The organism is Paenarthrobacter sp. NPDC058040 (assembly GCF_042885775.1).
Taxonomy (GTDB): Bacteria; Actinomycetota; Actinomycetes; order Actinomycetales; family Micrococcaceae; genus Arthrobacter.
Genome location: NZ_JBHVRN010000018.1, coordinates 1 through 19397 on the forward strand (window position 1 = coordinate 1; position 19397 = coordinate 19397).

The window sequence follows — 19397 nt, forward strand, 5'->3', positions numbered from 1 at the left end:
GGCAACATCCTGGCCGAGCTCCCCCAAGATATGGCCGATTACAAGGGCATCACCAACTACCGGAAGGCAGCCTCCGAATGGCTGCTCGCCGGCTAGCGGCCAGACAATGAGCCAACGCGCCATCCATGAAGGTGTTGCGCGGTCCTTGGCTGGAGCTTTGGTGGAGATCTGAAGGGCGTGAAAAAGGTACCGCCATGTTCACCAGCGCTTTTTCAAGAGTCGCATCGTCGAAAATCCGGGCTGGCCACATAAGCCACATGCTCTGGAACTTTTTTGGCTAGTCCCGGGGCCGCCGCGCGGACACGGGAATGGACTCCCAGCCATGCTCACACTACGCCCGCCTTAGGCTGCAAGAGCCTGATGGCTCTCGTAGCTCCTCCTACGCCCGTTGCTCGAAAACTGCCGCCGATAATGGTGATTCCGTCAAGCTGGGGGAGTGGGTCACGGGCATCCCGAGATTCAGCGCGCCGACTCTTTAGTTCCTCGGCGAGCATTAGGTTTGCCAGGCGGGGTGACAACGTCATCGATAGCGTGCAGTCTGATCGAATGGAAGCGCTGGACAACCGGTGGCCGACGCGCAACGCAGGGTGCTGTGGCGCGGGCTGGTCGCTGGTGCAATCCGTCACGCAGCCCAGATCACAGCAGTTCTCATGATCGTCGGCGGGCGTGGCCTAGCTGTCTGGATGCAGTTGTGGTTGCAGGAGGTGACCGCCACGTACCAGTCAGGCCTGACAACGATGTAACGCGCGGCTCCTCATCGTCATTGGTGGAGGTTTTGGAATAGCAGTCCTATCTACCGTTGCGCTTCTCGGCCTAATTCGCGGACGCCGCTGGGGCGGCCTCGTGCATGCGTTCCAGTAGATGGTCATGTGGTGGCACTTTGCCTTTGGCCTTTGTCAGTTCTCGTCTTGTGCCGACGCGATCGCAAGCGCCATTCGTGATGACGCCTGTGCTGGCGCGCCCCCAGCCAATCAGTAAGCCGGTACCCCAACGCCGCTGCCAGCGGTCGAAGTTCGACTGACCGTCAGTCCATCTCGGTCCCCGTCCTCCGGCTAAGCTGAGGAGCGCCGCTCCGCATGCCACGGCAAGTGCGCAGAAAGCGGTTGAACGGCTCGCGGAAGGACAACGAATGGCTCGGCCGACAGTTCAAGACGTCGCCAGGACTGCGGGGGTGTCCGTGGGGACGGTGTCGCGTGTCTTGAACGGGAGCTCGGCAGTCAGTGCGTCGGCAAAGGAGAAGGTCAACGCCGCCATTAAGGAGCTCAGCTACCGCCCCCTTGCCTCGGCGCGGGACCTGAGAAGAGATCGCACCATGCGCGTCCTTGCCCTGGCCAAGAACCTGGACTCCCTTGTGATCAGCGAAGTCTTCCGGGGCGTAGGAGACGCAGCCGCGGACAACGGCTATGTCAGCCTCATCGCAGCAACGGACGGGGACCGCGACCGTGAGCAGCAACTCGTGGACATGCTCCGCAACGGGTCCGTGGACGGCCTGGTCATCTTCTCGCCAACGATGCCGGACGAGGACGTCAACACCGTCGCCGAGCAACTGAGTGTCATCCAGGTCTGTGAAATCGTCGACGCCGAGGCCGCCTTCGGAGTCTCCATCGATGACCGCCAAGCAGGCTACGACATCACGAAACACCTCATCGACACGGGCGCCAAGAAGCTGGCCATGCTCGCCCACAGGGGTGCCCGTTCGGGGCGGCTCAGGGAAGAAGGCTTCCGCCAGGCACTCAAAGAGGCAAACCTGGAACCGGACCGAGTTCTCCTAGGCGAAGGCAACTTCGGCTTCCACGCCGGACGCAACCTCGCCAAGAAACTCCTGGAAGCCAAGGACCTCCCCGACGCCGTCTTCTGCGGAACCGACGTCGTCGCCGCCGGGTGCGTCCGCGAGCTTACCGACGCCGGCCTAAGAGTCCCACAGGATGTCGCCGTTGCAGGCTTCGACGACTCCGCCCAGGCAGAGATGTGCGTCCCGGAGCTGACCACCGTAAGGCAGCCGGCGTACGAGATGGGCCGAGCGGCCTTCTCCGAACTCCTGGAGCGGATGACTGTCGAGGGCGCGCACCGTAAGGGGCGGACCTTCTTCCCGCACCAACTCGTCATCCGGGACTCAACCAAATAAAAGGGTTGACAGCCAGGAGCAACCACTGCAAAACTACTTTGGAATCGATTCCACGGGCCGCAAGGCCTTTTTTCAAAGCAACATTTGGAATCGATTCCACCACTCAGCACAACACCCGGCAATGAAGCCAGGTTCAGGGCACGCAACAGCCAAAGCGCACCCCGGACCACCCATCCCCACAGTCACCAAAGGAGCCACTTGTGGACTTGAACCGACCTGCTCTCCCGCTCCAGAACAAAGCCACCAAACGCACAACCCTAGCCGCAACCGCCATTGCAGCAGCCCTCCTCCTCAGCGCCTGCGGCGGGGGAGCAGCTCCCCAAGGCGCGGAACAAGCGGCAGCTGCCGATCCGTCGTCGGGCGCTAATGCCAGCGGTGCCGTGAACGTCTGCGGCGTGAAGGACGCGAGCGGTATCTACAAGGGCACGGCGGAAGCGTTTACCAAGGCGAACGGCAAGGTCACGGCCAAGTACACCGAGATCGGCGCCACCACGGACGAGGCCCGCACGCAGATTGTGCAGCGACTCGAAGGCAAGTCCACGGAGTGCGACATCTTCATCTCGGACGTCATCTGGACCTCAGAGTTCGCATCGCAGGGCTGGCTGCTGGACCAGACCAAGCTGGTGGAAGCCAACAAGGACCGGCTCATTCCCTCCACTGTGGAAACCACTAAGTACCAGGACAAGTACTGGGCCTCCCCGTTCTTCACCAACGCCGGCCTGATCTACTACCAAAAGGACAAGGTAGCCAAGCCGGAGACCTGGCAGCAGCTCTACGCGGAAGCCGCCAAGGCCCCGGGCAACGGGTTCGTCTACCAGGGCAAGCAGTACGAGGGCCTCACGGTGAACTTCCTCGAAATGCTCTACAGCGCGGGCGGCGAAGTCCTCGATGACCAGGGCAACGTGAAGATCGACTCCCAGGAAACCCGCGACGTCCTCAACTTCATGACCGACGGCCTCAAGAACGGCTCAGCCGACCGCGCCGTCCTCACCTACAACGAGGACCCGGCCCGCCTCGCCTACGAGTCGGGCAAGTTCGGATACCAGCGCAACTGGCCGCACGTGTACCGTCTGCTGAACGCGACCCCGCTCGCGTCCAGCTTCGCCGTCGCACCGCTGCCGGCCTGGGAAGGCGGCAAGGCCTCCGGCGTGCTCGGCGGCTGGAACCTGGCGATCTCGGCCAACTCCACCAACCAGGCCGGGGCGGTTGCCTTCATCGACTTCGCAACGACGCCGGACTGGCAGAAGCACGTCGCCATGGACTACTCGCAGGCCCCGGTCAATGAGGCTGCCTACTCGGACGCCGCGGTGCTCCAGAAGATGCCGTTCGCCACGGAACTTCTCGCCTCGGTCAAGGGTGCCAAGCCGCGCCCGATCTCCCCGGTCTACCCGCAGATCTCGCAGGCGATCTACAAGAACGTCTACGCCGTCCTGTCCGGCACCACCTCCACCGAGGACGCCGTGAAGAAGATGGCCGACGAAGTCGCTGTGGCCAAGTCGAGCTTCTAACTATGGCCATCAAGACCCTCCAACCCGGTCGCGGGGCGCTAAAACGCGCAACGAACGACGGCGGCGTGTCAGGCCGCGACCGCGCCGAACGCCGTCTCGCCTTCCGCATGACGGCACCGTCGCTGATCCTGATGGCCCTGGTGGCAGCAGTCCCCATCGGCTACGCGATCTGGCTCTCCCTGAACCAGTACAGCGTCCGCACGGCCGGGCTCTCGCGGTTTGTCGGCCTGGAAAATTACATCAACGCCCTCGCAAGCCAAGAGTGGTGGGCCGCCTTTGGCCAGACGTTCATCTTCGCCGCCTTCTCGGTCACCCTGGAGCTGATACTCGGCACGGCGATGGCGCTCCTGCTCAACCTCGCGTTCAAGGGCCGCGCGCTCCTCCGCACGGTGGTCCTGCTGCCGTACGCGATCGTCACCGTGGTCAGCGCCATCACCTGGCAAACGATGTTCCAGCCCAACCTAGGACTGGTCACCAACGTCCTCTCCGCACTCGGGCTGCCGGGTGGCGACGTCGTCTGGCTCGGCGAGCACGGCTACGCAATGGCCGTGATCGTGATGGCCGACGTCTGGAAGACGACGCCGTTCGCGGCACTCATCATCCTTGCCGGCCTGCAGGTCATCTCCGCCGAAACGTACGAGGCCGCCGAACTCGACGGCGCCAGCAAATGGCAGACCTTCGTCCACATCACCCTGCCGCTGTTGCGCCCCGCGATCGTCCTCGCCGCGATCTTCCGCACCATGGATGCCCTGCGCGTGTTCGACCTGCCGTTCGTCCTCACCCGCGGCGCCAACGGCACCGAATCAATGTCCATGCTGGCCTACGGCGAACTCCGCGAAAACCGGCTCGTTGGCGAAGGCTCGGCGCTATCCATCCTCACCTTCGTCACCGTCATGGTGGTCTCGGTCATCTACATCCGCTTCGGCGGCGGCAACATCCGCGACGTCGCGAAGGAGGAGCAATGAGCACGCTGACGGCAGAACGCACGACGGCGGCACCCGCCACCGGGCGCAAGTCACCGAAGCGCCGCTTACGTGGGGAAGCGAAACTCCACCCCTTGGTGTGGGTGTTCGTCGTGGCGGTCATGGGCTTCTCGCTCATTCCGTTCTACTGGCTGGTCAACACCTCCCTTAAGAAGGGAGCGAGCCTGTCCAAGGGCGAGCTCTTCCCGAGCCAGCCGACCTTGGAGAACTACCTGGTTGTCTTCCAGAACCCCGAGTTCCTCCTGGCCTTGCGCAATTCGGCGATTATCGCCGTCGTGACTACAACGGTGGCGCTGGTGTTCGCATCCTTCGCCGCGTATGCGCTGGCGCGGCTGAAGATGCGCCGCAAGGCGATGATCCTGACGCTGATCCTCTCGGTGACGACGTTCCCGGCCATCGCGATCGCGGCCCCGATGTTCTCCATCTGGCGCGAAATCGGGCTGTACGACACCCTGTTGGGCCTCATCATCCCGAAGCTGACGTTCGCGTTGCCCCTGGCGATCTACACCTTGACGTCGTTCTTCAAGGAGATCCCGCGGGAGCTCGAGGAATCGGCGTACATGGATGGCGCTACGCCGTTCACCGCGTTCCGCAAGGTCATCCTTCCGTTGGCAGTCCCCGGCCTGGCGACTACGGCGATCCTGGTGTTCATCTCGGTCTGGAACGAGTTCCTTCTGGCCGTCACACTGACCACCTCGCCCGAAGCCCGCCCGGTCCCGGTGGCCATTGCGTTCTTCAGCGGAACCAGCGAGTTCGACCAGCCCCTCGGCACCATCAGCGCCGCGTCGGTGATCATCACGGTCCCGCTCGTGATCCTGGTGCTCGTGTGCCAGAAGCGCATCGTTTCCGGCATGACGGCCGGCGCGGTCAAGGGCTAAGCGCCTTCAAATCCACAACCAAGAAACCCAGAAAGAAAAGGAACAACGTGAGCATTCAGCAGCAGGTCCCCACCACAACCCTCAAGGTGGGAGTTGTGGGCATCGGTTGGGCCGGCCAGCAGCACCTCAAGGCCTACAGCAACATCGACGGCGTCGAAATTGTCGCCGTCGCGGGTATGGAACCAGAGCTCCTGGCCCAGCTGAAAGAGGAGTACAGCATTCCTCACGCCTTCGCGCGCTGGGAAGACATGATCGAGCTCGAAGGCCTCGACGCCGTCAGCGTCGCCGTGCCCACTTTCCTGCACGCGCCGATCGCCATTGCGTCGCTTGAGCGTGGACTGCATGTGCTGAGCGAAAAGCCCTTGGCGCGCAACGCCGTCGAAGGTCAAGCGATGGTGGACGCCGCCCGGAAGGCGGGCCGCGTCCTCGACGTAGCGTTCAACCACCGCCGTCGCGGTGACATTCAGGCGCTCAAGAACGTGATCGACGAGGGGACCCTGGGCCGTCCGTACTATGCCAAGGCTTCGTGGCTTCGCCGCCAGGGCATTCCGATGCTCGGCAGCTGGTTCACCAATCCGGCGCTTGCTGGCGGCGGCCCGTTGGCCGACATCGGCGTGCACGTTCTGGACTACTCCCTGCACCTGCTGGGTGAGCCGAAGGTCCTGGCCGTTTCGGCGTCGACCCATTCCGAACTGGGTCCGCGCGGCCTCGGCGGCAACGCGAGGTATACGGCGTCGAACTCCAGCCATAAGTTCGAAGTGGAGGACTTCGCATCGGCGTTCATCCGGCTGGAAGGCGGCGCGACTTTGATTTTGGAAGCCGGCTGGGCCACGTACCGCGACGAGCGGGATCTGCTCGATTTCACCGTTTACGGGACCGACGGCGGAGCGGACTTGCGCTCGGTCGGCGCCTCCGAGAACCCCGTGGCTGACGTGCACGTCTTCACCGAGAAGGACGGCGAGAACGCCGACTTTGAGGTGGTGGCCGAACCCGGGAAGGCGCACCAGGCCGTCGTCGACGATTTTGTTGCTGCCGTGCGCGGCGGCGAGACCGTGTGGGGAAGCCATGACGGATCGCTTGCCCTCAGCCGGGCCCTGGTGCTCGATGCCTGCTACAAATCCGCCCTGGAACAACGCGAAGTGGTGCTCTGAAATGTCTGATTCGAAATTGAAGATTGTCGTCTGGAACGAGGGCGTGCACGAGGCCCGCAACGAGCCCGCGACCATCGGCGAGATGTACCCGGAAGGGATTCACGGCGCCATCGCCGCCGGACTCCGCGGCTTCTACCCGGACTCCGAAATCACGACGGCGACACTTGCCGATCCGGAGCACGGACTCTCTGAGGAGGTGCTGGAGCAGACCGACGTGCTGCTGTGGTGGGGTCACATTGCGCATGGTGAAGTCACTGATGAGGTGGTGGAGCGCGTGCAGCGGCACGTGCTCGGCGGCATGGGACTGGTGGTGCTGCACTCCGGACACTTCGCCAAGATCTTCACTCGATTGTTGGGCACCACGTGCTCGCTGAAGTGGCGCAACGAGGGCGAACGCGAGCTCGTGTGGACGGTCAAGCCGTCGCACCCGATCGCGGTAGGAATTGAAAGCCCCATCGTGATTCCGCAGCAGGAAATGTACGGGGAACTGTTCGACATCCCGGAACCCGACGACCTGATCTTCATCAGCTCGTTCACCGGGGGAGAGGTGTTCCGCTCCGGCGTGACCTTCTCTCGCGGCAAGGGACGGATCTTCTACTTCAGCCCCGGCGACCAGGAGTACCCGGTGTACCACCAGCCGCAGATCCAGAAGGTCATCGCCAACGGCGTCCGCTGGGTGGCCCAGCCGGGTGTCTTCCGTGAGGCGCCCGAGGTTGCCAACCCTTCGCGCGACTGGTTCGCGTAGGCCTTTCTATCCAAGGAGCTTGATCATGACCAGTGTTCGTTCTGACCGTCCATTGGGTGTTGCCGCGATCGGTTACGCCTTTATGGGGAAGGCCCACTCGAATGCGTGGCGGAACGTGGCCAGCTTCTTTGACGTCCCGGCCTTCGAGCAGCGCGTGTTGGTTGGCCGGGACGCTGTCCAGGTGGCTTTCGCTGCCGACAAGTACGGCTGGGCGGAATCGGCCACTGACTGGCGATCGGTGATTGAGCGCGACGACATCGACATCGTGGACATCTGCGCTCCGGGCTGGATGCACGCGGAGATTGCTATCGCGGCGCTGGAAGCCGGGAAGCATGTGCTCGTGGAGAAGCCGCTGGCCAACACACTGGGGGAGGCCGAGTTGATGGCTTCCGCGGCAGCTTCGGCCCGGGCGCGGGGTGTGCAGTCGATGGTCGGGTTCAACTACCGGCGCGTCCCGGCGCTGGCCTTGGCTCGGGAACTGATTGCCGAAGGTCGTCTCGGAACTGTCCGGCACGTCCGTGCCGCGTACCTGCAGGACTGGCTTTCCGACGTCGAAGCTCCCATGAGTTGGCGGCTCCGGAAGGAGACCGCCGGCTCCGGGGCTTTGGGCGACATTGCTTCCCACGCCATCGACCAGGTCCAGTACCTCACCGGACAGATCGTGACTGAGGTGACCGGGACGCTGCGGACCTTTGTCACGGAGCGTCCTGGTCCTGCTGGTTTGGAGAAAGTGACGGTGGACGACGCCGCGTGGGCCACCCTGGGCCTCACCGGAGGCGCGAGCGCCTCAGTGGAAGCATCCCGCGTTGCGACCGGGCAGAAGAACTCTCTGAAGATTGAAATCTACGGGTCACTTGGCTCGTTGACGTTCGATCTGGAGAACCTGAACGAACTCGGTTTTCTTGACGCTACGCTTCCGGTGCGGGAGCAGGGCTTTCGGCGGATTCTGGTCAATGAGCCCGAGCATCCGTACGTTGAGGCGTGGTGGCCGCAGGGGCACATCATTGGCTGGGAACACACGTTCACGCACCAGATCCGGGACTTCTTGCTTGCAGTTCGCGACGGCGAGGCGCCGTCGCCGTCGTTCGACGACGGGCTGCAGGTCCAGCGGGTGCTGGCCGCCGTCGAGGAGTCTGCGCGGAACAGGAGTGTGGTGACGGGGGTTGCCGAACCTGCCCGGATCCAAGGTGACCGGGCGTTGGCCTGACGTCTTTAGTGCGGAGCCGGCTGCGACGAGTCCGCTTCGCGGCGGATGATTGCCAGGCCCTCCCTAGGGGAAGTTACCGCGAACTCAGGGAACCGTGAAGTGAATTTATCGGAGCTGAAGCGGTTGTGGTGTTCGTAGCGCGGAAGAAGTTCCCGCAGCTCTCGCACCTGGGCTGAGACCACTCCCGCGACGTTCAGTACCCATCGAGGCACGACGGTGTAGCCGGCGTTCTGTCCGAACGCCTCGCTGGCGATGTTGGCGAACTGCCGGTAGGTCACTGGCTCCGCATGGACCGGGAGGTGCCACGTCTGCCCGAAAGCGTCAGGAGTGTTGCCCAGAAGAGCGAGAGCCCTGCTGGCGTCCGGTGTCCAGATCAGCGTCCTTTCGCGGTCATCGCGCACGGGAACGAAGGGCTTCTTGCCTTTCTTCAGGCGGTCGATGAGCAGCGCATTGGTGAAACTCTGCGTGCGGCCCGGTCCGTAGAACTCGGGTGCCCGGGCGATGAGGACAGGTATATCGCCCTTGGCCATTTCCTCCAGCACCATCGATGCCATGTCCGCGCGGACTTTTCCCTTACGCCCCACGGGAGCGAACGGGGTTTCTTCGGTCTGGACGCGATCGTCCTGGGGGTACATGTAGGTGTTGTCGAAGTAGACGAACTTGGCACCGGCAACCCTTGATGCTTCCAAAGCGTTGCGAAGCATGGTGGGGAACTGCGCTTCCCAAAGCTCGGTGTTCGCGGGAAGGCCTGCAGTGAAGTACACGATATCGCTGCCCGTTACGGCGGCGGCGGTCTGTCCGCCGTCGAGCAGGTCCGCTTTGACGAGGGAGTCCGACTCGTTCACCTTGCGGGGGTTCCGGCTGACGAGCCGCAGGTCTTCGGTGTAGGTGTGGTGCAGCTCTTTGGCCAGTTCAATCGCGATCTGGCCGTTGGCGCCCAATATTGTCCGCATTTTCATCCTCGGTTTCGTACATGCTTTGTGCGTCGGCGTGGATCTGCCAATCCGCTATGTGTACACTGCTTACATCAGCGTAGGAGGCGAAGTTAGCAGTGTCAACATCAGTAAAGCCCTATCATCACGGTGACCTGCGTGCGGCATTGGTCGCTGCCGCCGTCGAGAGCCTGGAAGCGGGGGAGGCCTTCTCCTTGAGAGCCGTGGCCCGCCGCGCGGGGGTCTCTCCGACTGCGCCCTACCGGCATTTTGCTGACCGGGAGGCGCTCGACAACGCCGTGGCAGTGGAGGGTTTCCGGGATCTTCTTTCCGATCTGGAAGCTTCACTGGCGGAATTGCCGGAGGCTGCGACGCCCCAGGAGGTGATCGCGGCACTCGGAGTGGCCTACGTGGCGTTCGCTTTGAGGCGGCCGGCCGTATTCCGGTTGATGTTCGGCAACGAATGCGACGAGGAGGACAGCGAACGTGTCCAGGCGGCGGGGCAACTCCATGGAATGTTGAACCAGACGTTTGAGCGCCTATTTCCAGGCAACGTGAGCCTTTCGGTCGCGCTGTGGAGCATGGCGCATGGCCTGGCGTTCCTGCATCTGGACGGCAAACTGCGACCGCAAAGCAGCGACGACGTTGAAGCGCGCGTGAAGTTGGCGGTTGCGGCGATCTTCGCGCTCAACGACAGCAAAACGACAGCCGGCTAAGCCCCTTCCCGGCAAGCAAAAAGGAGAACCAGCATGACCAAACGCATCCTCCACGTCGTCACCAACGTCAGCCACTACGACGATCCGTCCCACCCCACCGGCCTTTGGCTCTCCGAACTGGTTCACGCGTGGGAGGTCTTCGAGGAACGTGGTTTCGAGCAAGCCATCGTGAGCCCGCAGGGCGGATCGGTCCCCTTGGAGCCCCGATCGCTGAAGTTCCCCAGCTTCGACAAAGCTTCCAAGTCCTGGCACGCCGACCCGGAGCGCATGGCCCTGCTTGCAAACACTGCAAGCCCTGATGACATTGACTCGGCCGACTACGACGCCATCTACTTCACGGGCGGCCACGCAGTGATGTACGACTTTCCTGACAATGAAGGACTGCAGGAGATCACCCGCGAAATCTGGGAACACGGTGGAATCGTGTCCTCCGTCTGCCACGGATATTGCGGCCTCCTCAACACCAGGCTTTCCGACGGCAGTCTCTTGGTGGAGGGCCGGAAGGTCACAGGCTTCGCGTGGCAGGAAGAAGTCCTTGCCCGGGTGGACGAGTTGGTGCCGTACAACGCCGAGGAAGAGATGAAGAAGCGTGGGGCGCTTTATGAAAAGGCCAAGCTCCCGTTCGTCTCCTACGCAATTGCGGACGGGAAACTGGTCACCGGGCAGAATCCTGGATCGGCCAAGGAGACGGCACGGAAGGTTGCGGGGTTGTTGTGAACCGTCCAGTGGGCCAGCGCCATATTCTAATTAGCGATCGACGGTTGATCGTTAGCGGTCGCGCGATCGGCCTCCTGGACGCTACGCTGCCCGTGCGGGAGCAGGGGGTTCCGACGGATCCTGGTCAACGAGCCTGAGCACCCGTACCTTGAAGCTTGGTGGCCGCAGGGGCATATCATCGGCCGGGAGCATACGTTCACGCATCAGATCCGGGACTTCCTGTGCGCGATCCGCGATGGCGAGTCGCCGTCGCCGTCGTTCGATAACGGCTTGCAGGTCCAGCGGGTGCTGGCCGCCGTCGAGGAGTCGGCGCCGAACAGGAGTGTGGTGACGGGGGTTGGGGGCTCGACCAGGCTCGGCAGGCTCTCACAGCTTCCGCATGGTAGCGTTTCTCCATCACGATCAGCCCGCTCGCCTCACGGCTCGGGCTGATTTTCTGCAAGGCCGGCATTGCTCGCGATCTCTGGGCGGAGGCCTAGGTGAAGATCCTCGGACGTAATTGTGCAAAGGGACTTTGCACAATTTCGGAGCGAGCGTTCCAGCGCTCATTTGTCTCTGGTCCGCTGGCGGCGCGGTGGAGGCAGTTGCTATCTTCCGTGCAAGAATCACGGGATGGACCAGTATGAGCGGCAGATGAGGGAAGAACTGGCAATTCTCGAAGCCCTGATGTTGGCGATTGATCGACGCGAGGAAGTCTTCCAAATGATTGAGGATTCAGAACACGTGAATGAAGCAATTCGTCGCGTCGCTCATCTTCTGGGAGTGGGGATGATTGCCAGTCGGGCGGTCCTTGATGTGCAGGCCCGGAGATTCACCCGCGACCAGCGCGAGAAGAGCGCCTTCCGTGCGGCAGAATTAAGATCCATGTTGGGTGAAGGGGGCTGACCGGACATCGCCTTGCCAGGGGCGTCACCCATGCCCGCCCGCCCCCAACCCCGCGCCGACAGCCGCCACGAACGCATCCGTCTCAGCTGACCGCCGACTTTTCAACCACAGCGCTGACGTCCGCCAAGCCAACGGATCACCAACCAGCGGCCGCCACACAATCCCGGAAGGCAGCGGCGTCCATGGCTCCTCGTTGAAGTGCACACCCCGGCCGGCCAGGATCAGCCCGTGCGTGAAGTGCTGGTTCCGCGCATGGACGATGGCCGCCGGCAAATACCCGGAGTCACGGCACGTGTGCAGGAACGAGTCGTACAGGGTAGGGGCCATGTGGCGCGGGAAGATGATCAGCGGGCTTCCGGCCAGGTCACCCAGCCGCACAGAACCAAGAGAAGCCAGCGGATGCGAAGCATTCAGCACTACTCCGAGCGCCCGTGAGAACACCGCTCCGGACTCGAAACCCACGCTGCTCAAAGGGTGACGAACCACCGCAACGTCCAGTTCGCCGTCGCGCAATCGCTCAACCTGCTCAACCGTAGTGAGCTCATGCAGGTTCAACAGAACGTCCGGAGCGGAGGAGGCAAACGAGGAGACCATCGTCGACAACGCCACGGGATTCGTGTCCGGCGGCACTGCCACCTGCAGCACCCCGGAAGCGCCCGGCCGGATCCGGCGCATCGACTCCTGCGCCATTGCCACATGATCCAGCACCCCGCGCGCATGTTCCAACAGCAGAGCTCCGGCCTCGGACAGTTCCACGCCCGTCCGACGCCGGTGGAACAGCAAGACCCCAAGCTCCTTCTCCAGGTCCTTGATCCGCTGGGAAAGCGGTGGCTGCGCCATGTGCAAGCGCTGCGCCGCCCGGCCGAAATGCAGCTCCTCGGAGAGCACCACGAAGTACTTGAGATGGTGGAGATCCATCCGCGCACCATATCAGTTTGGTATCACGGCGAGTAGATATTGATGTTAGACGGGTCACAAACGCCGATGGTCAGATGGGACAACGCCAACTGACGAACCAAAGGAAACACCGTGTCTCAGGAAGTACTCTTCGAACAAAACGGCCCCGTCGCCACCATCACCCTCAACCGCCCGGACAAGCTCAACGCTTGGACCAAGTCCATGCGCGACGAGCTCATTGGCCACCTCGAAGGCCTCAAAGGCAATGAGGAAATCCGCGCAGTCATCCTCACCGGAACAGGTCGCGCCTTTTGCGCCGGGCAAGACCTCGCCGAGACGGCGGGCATGGACCCCGAAGACCACGCATCCGCCGAGGCCTGGATCGACGGCTTCGACCGTCTCTACCGTGCCGTCCGCAACCTGGACCAGATCACCATCGCCGCGGTGAACGGCGTCGCTGCCGGCTCGGGATTCCAATACTCCTTGCTCGCGGACCTCCGCGTCGGTGACTCGAAAGTCCGCATGGGCCAGCCCGAAGTCCTCTCCGGCATCCCCAGCATCACCGGAATCTGGGCCATGTGGAGCATCCTCGGCAAGTCCAAGACCTCCCAGTTCGTCCTCACCGGTGAGTTGGTCAACGCGGAAGAAGCTCAGCGGCTCGGCCTCCTTAACTACTTGGCGGACGACGGCGGCACGCTGGCTTACGCCCAGGAACTCGCCTCGCGCTTGAGCCTCCTTCCTCCGGGCGCGGTCCGGCTGACCAAGAACCGCCTGCGCAGCCTGGAAGACGACGACCTTACCGACGCCATGGCCGAAGCCAAACGCGTCCACCGCGAGGCCTATGGCACGGGCGAACCCCAGCGCGAAATGGCACGGTTCCTCGCAGGCCGCCGCTGATCGCCGTCGAGCATTCCGGCCCAAACCACAGGAGGCACCCACACATGACAACAACCGCAACCCAAGACCGCTACACCGAGTTACGCAACAACCACCGCTGGGAGGTTCCGGAGCTCTACAACATGGCCGTCGACGTCGCCGACCACCACCCAAGGGACAAGCGCGCACTCATCCTGGAGTCCGCCGTCGAAGGCCAACGCGAGGTCAGTTGGGGCGAAATCCAGGACCGCTCGCGGCAGATCGCGGCGACCCTCCAGAAAGCCGGCGTCAAGAAAGGCGACCGCGTCGCCGTCCTGCTGCCGCAGCGCGCCGACACTCCCGCTGCCTATCTGGGCGTGCTGCGGACCGGTGCCGTCCTGGTGACGATGTCCCTGCTCTGGGCGGCCGAGCCGATCCGCTTCCGGCTGGAGGACAGCGGCGCGAACGTAATCATCGCCGAGGAATCCGCGAAGCACCTGTTCGAAGGCTACGAAGGCGCGTTCATCGATATCGACAGCCCTGAAATCGCTGCTGCCGCACCCGAGTTCATGGACGTCGAAACCAAGGCCGACGACCCCGCCCTCATCTTCTACACCTCAGGCACCACCGGCCGCGCGAAGGGAATCGTCCACGCACACCGGACCCTGTTGGGCCACAACGAGTTCGAGTACTGCCACCAGATCGGCGACGGCGACGTTTTCTACGGCGCGGGGGACTGGGCATGGTCGCTCGCCAAGCTCATGGGTCCGCTCCGGCTGGGTGCCACGCACCTGGTCTTCCGCCCGGACGGCGGCTTCGACCCCGCAGCCCTGCTGGACAGCATGCGACGCCACGGCGTCACCAGTGCGCTGGTCAACCCGACCTTCCTGCGGAAGATGCGCGAAGACGTGCCCGACGCCGGAGCTCGCTTCCCGCTGTCGCTGCGGACGGTTTGTTCCTCAAATGAGCCGCTGACGGCGGACCTGATCTCTTGGTTCGAGTCGCAGTACGGGGTGACGCTGCTGGACTACTACGGTTCCACGGAATCGTATCCGCTGCTCGGGAATTACCCGGACGTGCCTGTGAAGCCGGGGTCGATGGGCAAACCGCTGCCCGGCTGGGAGGTCCGGCTGCTGGACGAGAACGAGCAGGAAGTCGCGGCAGGAGAGACGGGCGAGGTCTGCCTGCGGGCTCGATCCAACCCGCAGTTCCCCTTGGGATACTGGAACATGCCGGAGGCCTCCGCTGCCTCGTTCGGCGGGGATTGGTACCACACGAAGGACCAGGCCTATATCGACGACGACGGCTACTTCTGGTTCCTGGGGAGGACCGACGATGTCATCAAGACCTCCGGCTACCGCGTGGGGCCGTACGAGTTGGAGGCAGTCATTCGTGAACTCGATCCTGTGAAGGACGTGTCAGTGACGGGTGTGCCCGACGAACTTCGCGGACAGTCCATCAAGGCATGGATCGAGCTCATGCCAGGTCACGCCGGGGGAGCGGACCTGAGCGAACGAATCGTGACGCATGTGAAGGAGAACTTCTCCCGATTCGCGTACCCACGGTTCATCGAATACCTCGCCGAGCTGCCGAAATCGGCAACCGGCAAAGTCCAGCGGGCCCAACTCCGCGAACTCCAGCACACTCCCCGTGAAGGACAGTCATCATGAATACTGTGACCCAGAATTCCGCCGCCGAAACCGAGGCGTCCCCGCGCCGCAACCTTAAGCGCGTTGCCGCCGCAGCCGCCGTCGGAAATTTCGTCGAATGGTTCGACTCCGCCGCCTATGCGGTCATGTCCGTCACCATCGCGAAGCTCTTCTTCCCGGATTATTCGACGACGGCGTCACTCCTGGCCGTGTGGGCGATCTTCGCCGGCGGCTTCATCGCGAGGCCGTTGGGTGCGGCTTTCTTTGGACGCTACGGTGACCGCATTGGCCGGAACAAGATGCTGGGCCTGTGCGTGCTGATCATGAGCGCGGCGACGTTCTGCATCGGCATCCTGCCCACCTTTGCAGTGATCGGCGTGTGGGCGCCGATCCTCTTGTTCCTGTTCCGCGCAGTCCAGGGGTTTACGACCGGAGGTGAGTACACAGGTTCGTCGGCGTTCATCGTTGAGTACGCACCGGCGGGTAAGCGGGCGACGTACGCGAGTGTTATCCCGGCTACGGTCGGCTTGGCCTCGGTGGCCGGCGCGTTGCTCGGTGCTGCGCTCACCTCGGTTCTGAGTCCTGCCGATCTGCAGGCTTGGGGTTGGCGGATTCCGTTCCTGCTGGCAGCTCCGCTGGGCCTGATCGGCCTGTACATCCGGTCCAAGGTGGACGACACCCCTGTGTTCCGTGGCCTGGAGAACGCCGGCGAAGTAGCCAAGCGCCCTCTCGGTGACGCCATCCGGCTGTGTGCCCGCCAGATCTTCACGCTGTTCGGATACAGCATCACCAACGCCATCGCGTACTACCTGATGAGCAGCTACATGATCGCGTATATGACCTCGAGCCTGGGGTACTCCTCCGCTGAATCGATGATTACGAGCGTCGTGACGATGCTGGTGTACACGGCAGTTTGTCCGCTTGCCGCCCGCATGAGTGACCGGTTCGGGCGTAAGAAGATGTTGCTTGTGGCCTGTGTTGGCTTCGTGGTGATGACCATTCCGGCGTTCTCGATCATGCCACTGGGGCTCGGCTTCGCGATCCTTGGCACGAGCATCCTTGGGGCCTTGGTGGCGGTGATCGGCACGTCGAACGTTCCGGCACTCGTGGAGATGTTCCCCTCATCCGTCCGTGCCTCTGGTTCAGCCATTGGATACACGTTGGCCTATGTCCTGTTCGGCGGGACGGCCCCGTTTGTGGCTACTGGGTTGGTGGCCGGCTTCGGGACTCCGCTGGCCCCGGCGTTCTACCTGATGGGGATGGCCCTTGTGTCCGCGGTGGTTGTGGTGCTGTTCTTCCGGGAGACCAAGGACTTGTCGCTATCGAGGACGACGGTTTTGTAGGTCTTCCATCTTGGTGGCCCGGACCCCGGCCGCTCAGCCTGACGGCCGGGGCCCGCGATGCCCGTGCGTAGATGAAGCGAACGCCGCTAGCAAACAGAACCCAGTTTGAAAGGGTTGATACCCTGCGCGGCCATGAGGTACCAGGCCCTGGCACCATTTGGCAGAGAATGACGTTAGCTACCAAGGACTGAATACGGCGCACTGTGGTTCGCTCGTCATCCGCGAGAATACTGAAACGCCGTTGAAGCACTTTGATTCCGCCGGGTTCCCTGATTTGCAGGGCAAGTCTTGATTTTCCCGAAGGGGCTGGCCCTCCTGTCACGGCGCGAGCAACGCGGACACGACTCGGGCTTCTGCTTTTCTATCCAGCAAGCCCATCCCGCGTGCTTGCCGTGTGGCTTCAACGAGCCGGTCGGTCATGATTCGGCCCCTTGAGCCCAAGATCGCGTTTTCGACGTTCATGGCGGGGACGCCTTCGATGCTCGCTTGTTGGTCCAGAGGGACTGCGCGCCGGACGACTTCCACCGTTCCCGGGAGTTGGGCGCGCACGCGACGCGGAGCCGCAACACGTATCCGGCGAAGGTTGACGTGAGCCAAATGGTGAGCTGCCAAGACGGTTTCGTCCGCCAGGCAGGCGCCTCGGCCCACGAGTGCAACTGCTTGGGCGAACTCGTCGAATTCCCCGGATGGCGCCTCGTCCATTCGGTAAACGCCATGGCCAAGCCGGGTCAGCGCACCCCGTGCCGCGAGTTTTCGTACCTCAACAGCTGGAACCCCGACGGACTCGGCTTGAACTGTGGTTATGACTCCGTGGGTTTCAAAAGCTAGTTCGCGCAAGGTCTTGCGATAGGTCACGTCTTACCTCCGTCTGGCTAAACCGTACCACTTTCGGTACGGATTTGACATGTAGATCATGCGAGGGCAGTCATGGTCAGTGGTAAAGCGAATGGCGTCAGCTACCTCGAACACTTCAGTTCGCCTTATCTATAGGCTCACGCCACCCAACTTCGAGCTGGGACGGCCGTCATTGAATTAGTGACGGTGACATCCTGCTCATGACGACACGATTTCGCACGCTGACTGGTGCCCTCGAAGCTCATTCCTCTATGGAGCATTGGCTGGACGATCCCATCCGTAAGCTTGGGCAGGGCAATTTTCCGCAGATTTCACTTCAACCCGGCGGGTGGAGTGCAGGTCACTGCTGCAGGGCAAGCCGTCGGATCGTGGCGGCTACTTCCTGGCGATCTTCGGCCGAGACAACCCAAGTCCGTCGTTGGGTCCGAATGGTCACGGCTGGTCCGCCGACGATGATTCCCCGCGTCTTGGCACCTAAGATCCTGTAGCCGAATCCAACTGCCAATGTCGTGTCTATTGCCGTTTCTACGCTCAACACCTCGGTCAACGGGAGGTAGGTCTTGAAGAATGGCTTACAGGACGCTGTAATCTTCCAAGGTGGGTCATCATCCCGACCCCTCAGATCCTGTCTCTGTCGTGGCCGGGCCGGTAGAAGTACCCGTCCCTCCTCAAGCAGGCGTACGAGACTGCGAAGCCGGCGATTCCGAGCAGCGGTGCCGCCCAAACGACGGCATCCGAGCCGCGAATGAGGGTGGCCAAGGGGAAGAAGAAGGGCATGAAGGCGGTGGCAGATCCTTTTCGAGGGGTGACGTCCTGGAGGGCGCCCCGCCCAATCTGCCCGTAGTACATGGCCTGCAGAACCAAGAACAGCATCATGGCCCCGAACACCAGCCACAGCCACGGAAAGTCCATCATGATGGACAGGGCCATGAAGACTCCGCAGGCCGCAGACAGTCCCAGCCAGTAGTTGTTTGCCGACTTCTTGCTCGTCATGGGCAACTCATCACCGCGGCGGTGGCGTCGCGGTAGCCGCCTCACGCTTCCTGGTTAGAACCCACAATGCCAAGAACGCCAATGCTGCGATCGCATTCAGCACGCCCACGGGCGACTTGTTGAAAAGCGCTACGCATGCCGCAATCAACTGCAACCCAGCCGTTATGAGGTACAAAACCTTCATTGCTGTAAACCCCCCATGCATTGGCTTCCTTGTGCTCCAAGCATGCCGCCAATATTTGGCACTAGGTGGAGAAAAGAAGACCTCACAGGCCATAAGCGGAAAAATTAGGTGCTGTTTCGTGAAAATTAGGTGCTGTCGCAAACTCTCTAGGTGGTGCCTGACCACGATTTTTCGAGTTCCAGCACAAACGCCTCGATCCTCCCGAAGACCTCCGCATGCGCTGCCTGAGACGCCCTCCAGTCATTCGGAATCTGTAGGGAATGGTCTGCTCCGGGCACCTCCAGGAACGTCCCATGCAATCCAGGCCGGGCGCCTCCATCCCACAGCTTGTCTTCGGAGCCACCAACGAAGAGGTCGTTCTTTGTGGAGTTGGCGACGGTTTTGCGAACCCGTTCGTCGGTGAGCAGCGGCGTGAGCCAGATGCCGGCGGTCTGCGTTTCTTCCGCCCATGGAATCGCGAGGGTGCTCAAAGACTTGGCCACAATCAAACGCTGACCAGCTGGGGAGGATTCGGCGAAGGCATTTTCGACAGCAAGCGCCACCAAGGAGTGCGGATCGTCCTTCGGTCTGTCCTCCGCCGTCCATCTGACTGCCTGGACGTGCCATCCCAGTGCGCCGAGCATCTCCCCAACCCAGAACAGCACGGGCCCCTCAACGGGATACCCGGATCCGGGAAGGAGGACGGCGACTTTGGCCACGACTCCGTTGGAGTTCGGTTTTGCCCACGTGAATGTCTGCATGAGCACATGCTAACGACGCACCCCGACATTTACG

Annotated in this window: 18 protein-coding genes and 1 pseudogene; 14 read left to right on the forward strand and 5 right to left on the reverse strand. The window is 62.6% G+C overall.

What is annotated here, in order from left to right; translation table 11 throughout:
* Positions 1-1129: 1129 nt before the first annotated feature.
* The 7 genes from ACFVSJ_RS21320 (at position 1130) to ACFVSJ_RS21350 (ending at position 8597) form a co-directional block, all read left to right on the forward strand.
* The gene (locus ACFVSJ_RS21320; protein WP_387439087.1) at positions 1130-2125 is read left to right on the forward strand and encodes a LacI family DNA-binding transcriptional regulator; all 996 of its coding nucleotides are present in this window, start codon (positions 1130-1132) and stop codon (positions 2123-2125) included.
* A 200-nt stretch (positions 2126-2325) separates the two neighbouring features.
* Positions 2326-3633, forward strand: a complete 1308-nt coding sequence (locus ACFVSJ_RS21325; protein ID WP_387439088.1) for an ABC transporter substrate-binding protein — start codon at positions 2326-2328, stop codon at positions 3631-3633.
* Positions 3634-3635: 2 nt separating this feature from the next.
* On the forward strand, positions 3636-4598 hold the full coding sequence (locus ACFVSJ_RS21330) for a carbohydrate ABC transporter permease (protein ID WP_387439089.1): 963 nt from the start codon (positions 3636-3638) through the stop codon (positions 4596-4598).
* Positions 4595-5494: a carbohydrate ABC transporter permease gene (locus ACFVSJ_RS21335; RefSeq protein WP_387439090.1), complete on the forward strand. Its 900-nt coding sequence runs from the start codon at positions 4595-4597 to the stop codon at positions 5492-5494. The genes ACFVSJ_RS21330 and ACFVSJ_RS21335 overlap by 4 nt, the downstream gene beginning before the upstream one ends.
* Positions 5495-5541: 47 nt before the next feature.
* Positions 5542-6645 (forward strand): Gfo/Idh/MocA family protein, encoded by a 1104-nt coding sequence (locus ACFVSJ_RS21340; protein ID WP_387439092.1) that lies wholly within the window; start codon positions 5542-5544, stop codon positions 6643-6645.
* Between the two features lies 1 nt (position 6646).
* Entirely contained in the window at positions 6647-7390 is a 744-nt protein-coding gene (locus ACFVSJ_RS21345) for a ThuA domain-containing protein (protein WP_387439093.1), read from the forward strand.
* Between the two features lie 25 nt (positions 7391-7415).
* Positions 7416-8597, forward strand: a complete 1182-nt coding sequence (locus ACFVSJ_RS21350) for a Gfo/Idh/MocA family protein (protein WP_387439094.1) — start codon at positions 7416-7418, stop codon at positions 8595-8597.
* A 5-nt stretch (positions 8598-8602) separates the two neighbouring features.
* Here the strand turns inward: ACFVSJ_RS21350 and ACFVSJ_RS21355 are convergent, their stop codons facing one another.
* Positions 8603-9550 carry an NAD-dependent epimerase/dehydratase family protein gene (locus ACFVSJ_RS21355; RefSeq protein ID WP_387439095.1) on the reverse strand — a complete coding sequence of 316 codons (948 nt, stop codon included), beginning with the start codon at positions 9548-9550 and terminating at the stop codon, positions 8603-8605.
* 98 nt (positions 9551-9648) lie between these two features.
* On the opposite strand from ACFVSJ_RS21355, the gene ACFVSJ_RS21360 reads away from it, so the two are divergent.
* The 4 genes and pseudogenes from ACFVSJ_RS21360 (at position 9649) to ACFVSJ_RS21375 (ending at position 11847) form a co-directional block, all read left to right on the forward strand.
* Positions 9649-10245: a TetR/AcrR family transcriptional regulator gene (locus ACFVSJ_RS21360; RefSeq protein WP_387439096.1), complete on the forward strand. Its 597-nt coding sequence runs from the start codon at positions 9649-9651 to the stop codon at positions 10243-10245.
* Positions 10246-10278: 33 nt separating this feature from the next.
* Positions 10279-10962, forward strand: coding sequence for a type 1 glutamine amidotransferase domain-containing protein (locus ACFVSJ_RS21365; RefSeq protein WP_387439097.1), 684 nt, complete (start codon positions 10279-10281; stop codon positions 10960-10962).
* A gap of 65 nt (positions 10963-11027) precedes the next feature.
* Positions 11028-11394: pseudogene (locus ACFVSJ_RS21370) on the forward strand (hypothetical protein); the annotation flags it as partial.
* 180 nt (positions 11395-11574) lie between these two features.
* Positions 11575-11847, forward strand: a complete 273-nt coding sequence (locus tag ACFVSJ_RS21375; protein WP_387439098.1) for a DNA gyrase subunit A — start codon at positions 11575-11577, stop codon at positions 11845-11847.
* A gap of 24 nt (positions 11848-11871) precedes the next feature.
* Here the strand turns inward: ACFVSJ_RS21375 and ACFVSJ_RS21380 are convergent, their stop codons facing one another.
* Positions 11872-12765, reverse strand: a complete 894-nt coding sequence (locus ACFVSJ_RS21380; protein WP_387439099.1) for a LysR substrate-binding domain-containing protein — start codon at positions 12763-12765, stop codon at positions 11872-11874.
* Between the two features lie 111 nt (positions 12766-12876).
* Here ACFVSJ_RS21380 and ACFVSJ_RS21385 point away from each other — a divergent pair, with 111 nt between their 5' ends.
* Genes ACFVSJ_RS21385 through ACFVSJ_RS21395 form a run of 3 tightly spaced genes read left to right on the forward strand, consistent with a single transcriptional unit; the run spans position 12877 to position 16591 of the window.
* Positions 12877-13641, forward strand: coding sequence for an enoyl-CoA hydratase/isomerase family protein (locus ACFVSJ_RS21385; protein ID WP_387439100.1), 765 nt, complete (start codon positions 12877-12879; stop codon positions 13639-13641).
* A gap of 44 nt (positions 13642-13685) precedes the next feature.
* Positions 13686-15269 carry an acyl-CoA synthetase gene (locus ACFVSJ_RS21390; RefSeq protein WP_387439102.1) on the forward strand — a complete coding sequence of 528 codons (1584 nt, stop codon included), beginning with the start codon at positions 13686-13688 and terminating at the stop codon, positions 15267-15269.
* Positions 15266-16591 carry an MFS transporter gene (locus ACFVSJ_RS21395; RefSeq protein WP_387439103.1) on the forward strand — a complete coding sequence of 442 codons (1326 nt, stop codon included), beginning with the start codon at positions 15266-15268 and terminating at the stop codon, positions 16589-16591. Before ACFVSJ_RS21390 ends, ACFVSJ_RS21395 begins: the two co-directional genes overlap by 4 nt.
* A gap of 318 nt (positions 16592-16909) precedes the next feature.
* Here the strand turns inward: ACFVSJ_RS21395 and ACFVSJ_RS21400 are convergent, their stop codons facing one another.
* From ACFVSJ_RS21400 to ACFVSJ_RS21410, 3 genes are all read right to left on the reverse strand, one after another.
* Entirely contained in the window at positions 16910-17446 is a 537-nt protein-coding gene (locus ACFVSJ_RS21400; protein WP_387439104.1) for a type IV toxin-antitoxin system AbiEi family antitoxin domain-containing protein, read from the reverse strand.
* Between the two features lie 618 nt (positions 17447-18064).
* Entirely contained in the window at positions 18065-18439 is a 375-nt protein-coding gene (locus ACFVSJ_RS21405; RefSeq protein ID WP_387439105.1) for a hypothetical protein, read from the reverse strand.
* Positions 18440-18769: 330 nt separating this feature from the next.
* Positions 18770-19363 (reverse strand): hypothetical protein, encoded by a 594-nt coding sequence (locus ACFVSJ_RS21410; protein ID WP_387439106.1) that lies wholly within the window; start codon positions 19361-19363, stop codon positions 18770-18772.
* Between the last annotated feature and the right edge of the window lie 34 nt (positions 19364-19397).

Coding starts and splice junctions, on each gene's coding strand:
- ACFVSJ_RS21335 (WP_387439090.1), top strand. CDS start 4,595: ATGAGCACGCTGACGGCAGAACGCACGACGGCGGCACCCGCCACCGGG.
- ACFVSJ_RS21375 (WP_387439098.1), top strand. CDS start 11,575: ATGGACCAGTATGAGCGGCAGATGAGGGAAGAACTGGCAATTCTCGAA.
- ACFVSJ_RS21330 (WP_387439089.1), top strand. CDS start 3,636: ATGGCCATCAAGACCCTCCAACCCGGTCGCGGGGCGCTAAAACGCGCA.
- ACFVSJ_RS21320 (WP_387439087.1), top strand. CDS start 1,130: ATGGCTCGGCCGACAGTTCAAGACGTCGCCAGGACTGCGGGGGTGTCC.
- ACFVSJ_RS21345 (WP_387439093.1), top strand. CDS start 6,647: ATGTCTGATTCGAAATTGAAGATTGTCGTCTGGAACGAGGGCGTGCAC.
- ACFVSJ_RS21350 (WP_387439094.1), top strand. CDS start 7,416: ATGACCAGTGTTCGTTCTGACCGTCCATTGGGTGTTGCCGCGATCGGT.
- ACFVSJ_RS21395 (WP_387439103.1), top strand. CDS start 15,266: ATGAATACTGTGACCCAGAATTCCGCCGCCGAAACCGAGGCGTCCCCG.
- ACFVSJ_RS21355 (WP_387439095.1), bottom strand. CDS start 9,550: ATGCGGACAATATTGGGCGCCAACGGCCAGATCGCGATTGAACTGGCC.
- ACFVSJ_RS21405 (WP_387439105.1), bottom strand. CDS start 18,439: ATGACGAGCAAGAAGTCGGCAAACAACTACTGGCTGGGACTGTCTGCG.
- ACFVSJ_RS21390 (WP_387439102.1), top strand. CDS start 13,686: ATGACAACAACCGCAACCCAAGACCGCTACACCGAGTTACGCAACAAC.
- ACFVSJ_RS21380 (WP_387439099.1), bottom strand. CDS start 12,765: ATGGATCTCCACCATCTCAAGTACTTCGTGGTGCTCTCCGAGGAGCTG.
- ACFVSJ_RS21410 (WP_387439106.1), bottom strand. CDS start 19,363: ATGCAGACATTCACGTGGGCAAAACCGAACTCCAACGGAGTCGTGGCC.
- ACFVSJ_RS21365 (WP_387439097.1), top strand. CDS start 10,279: ATGACCAAACGCATCCTCCACGTCGTCACCAACGTCAGCCACTACGAC.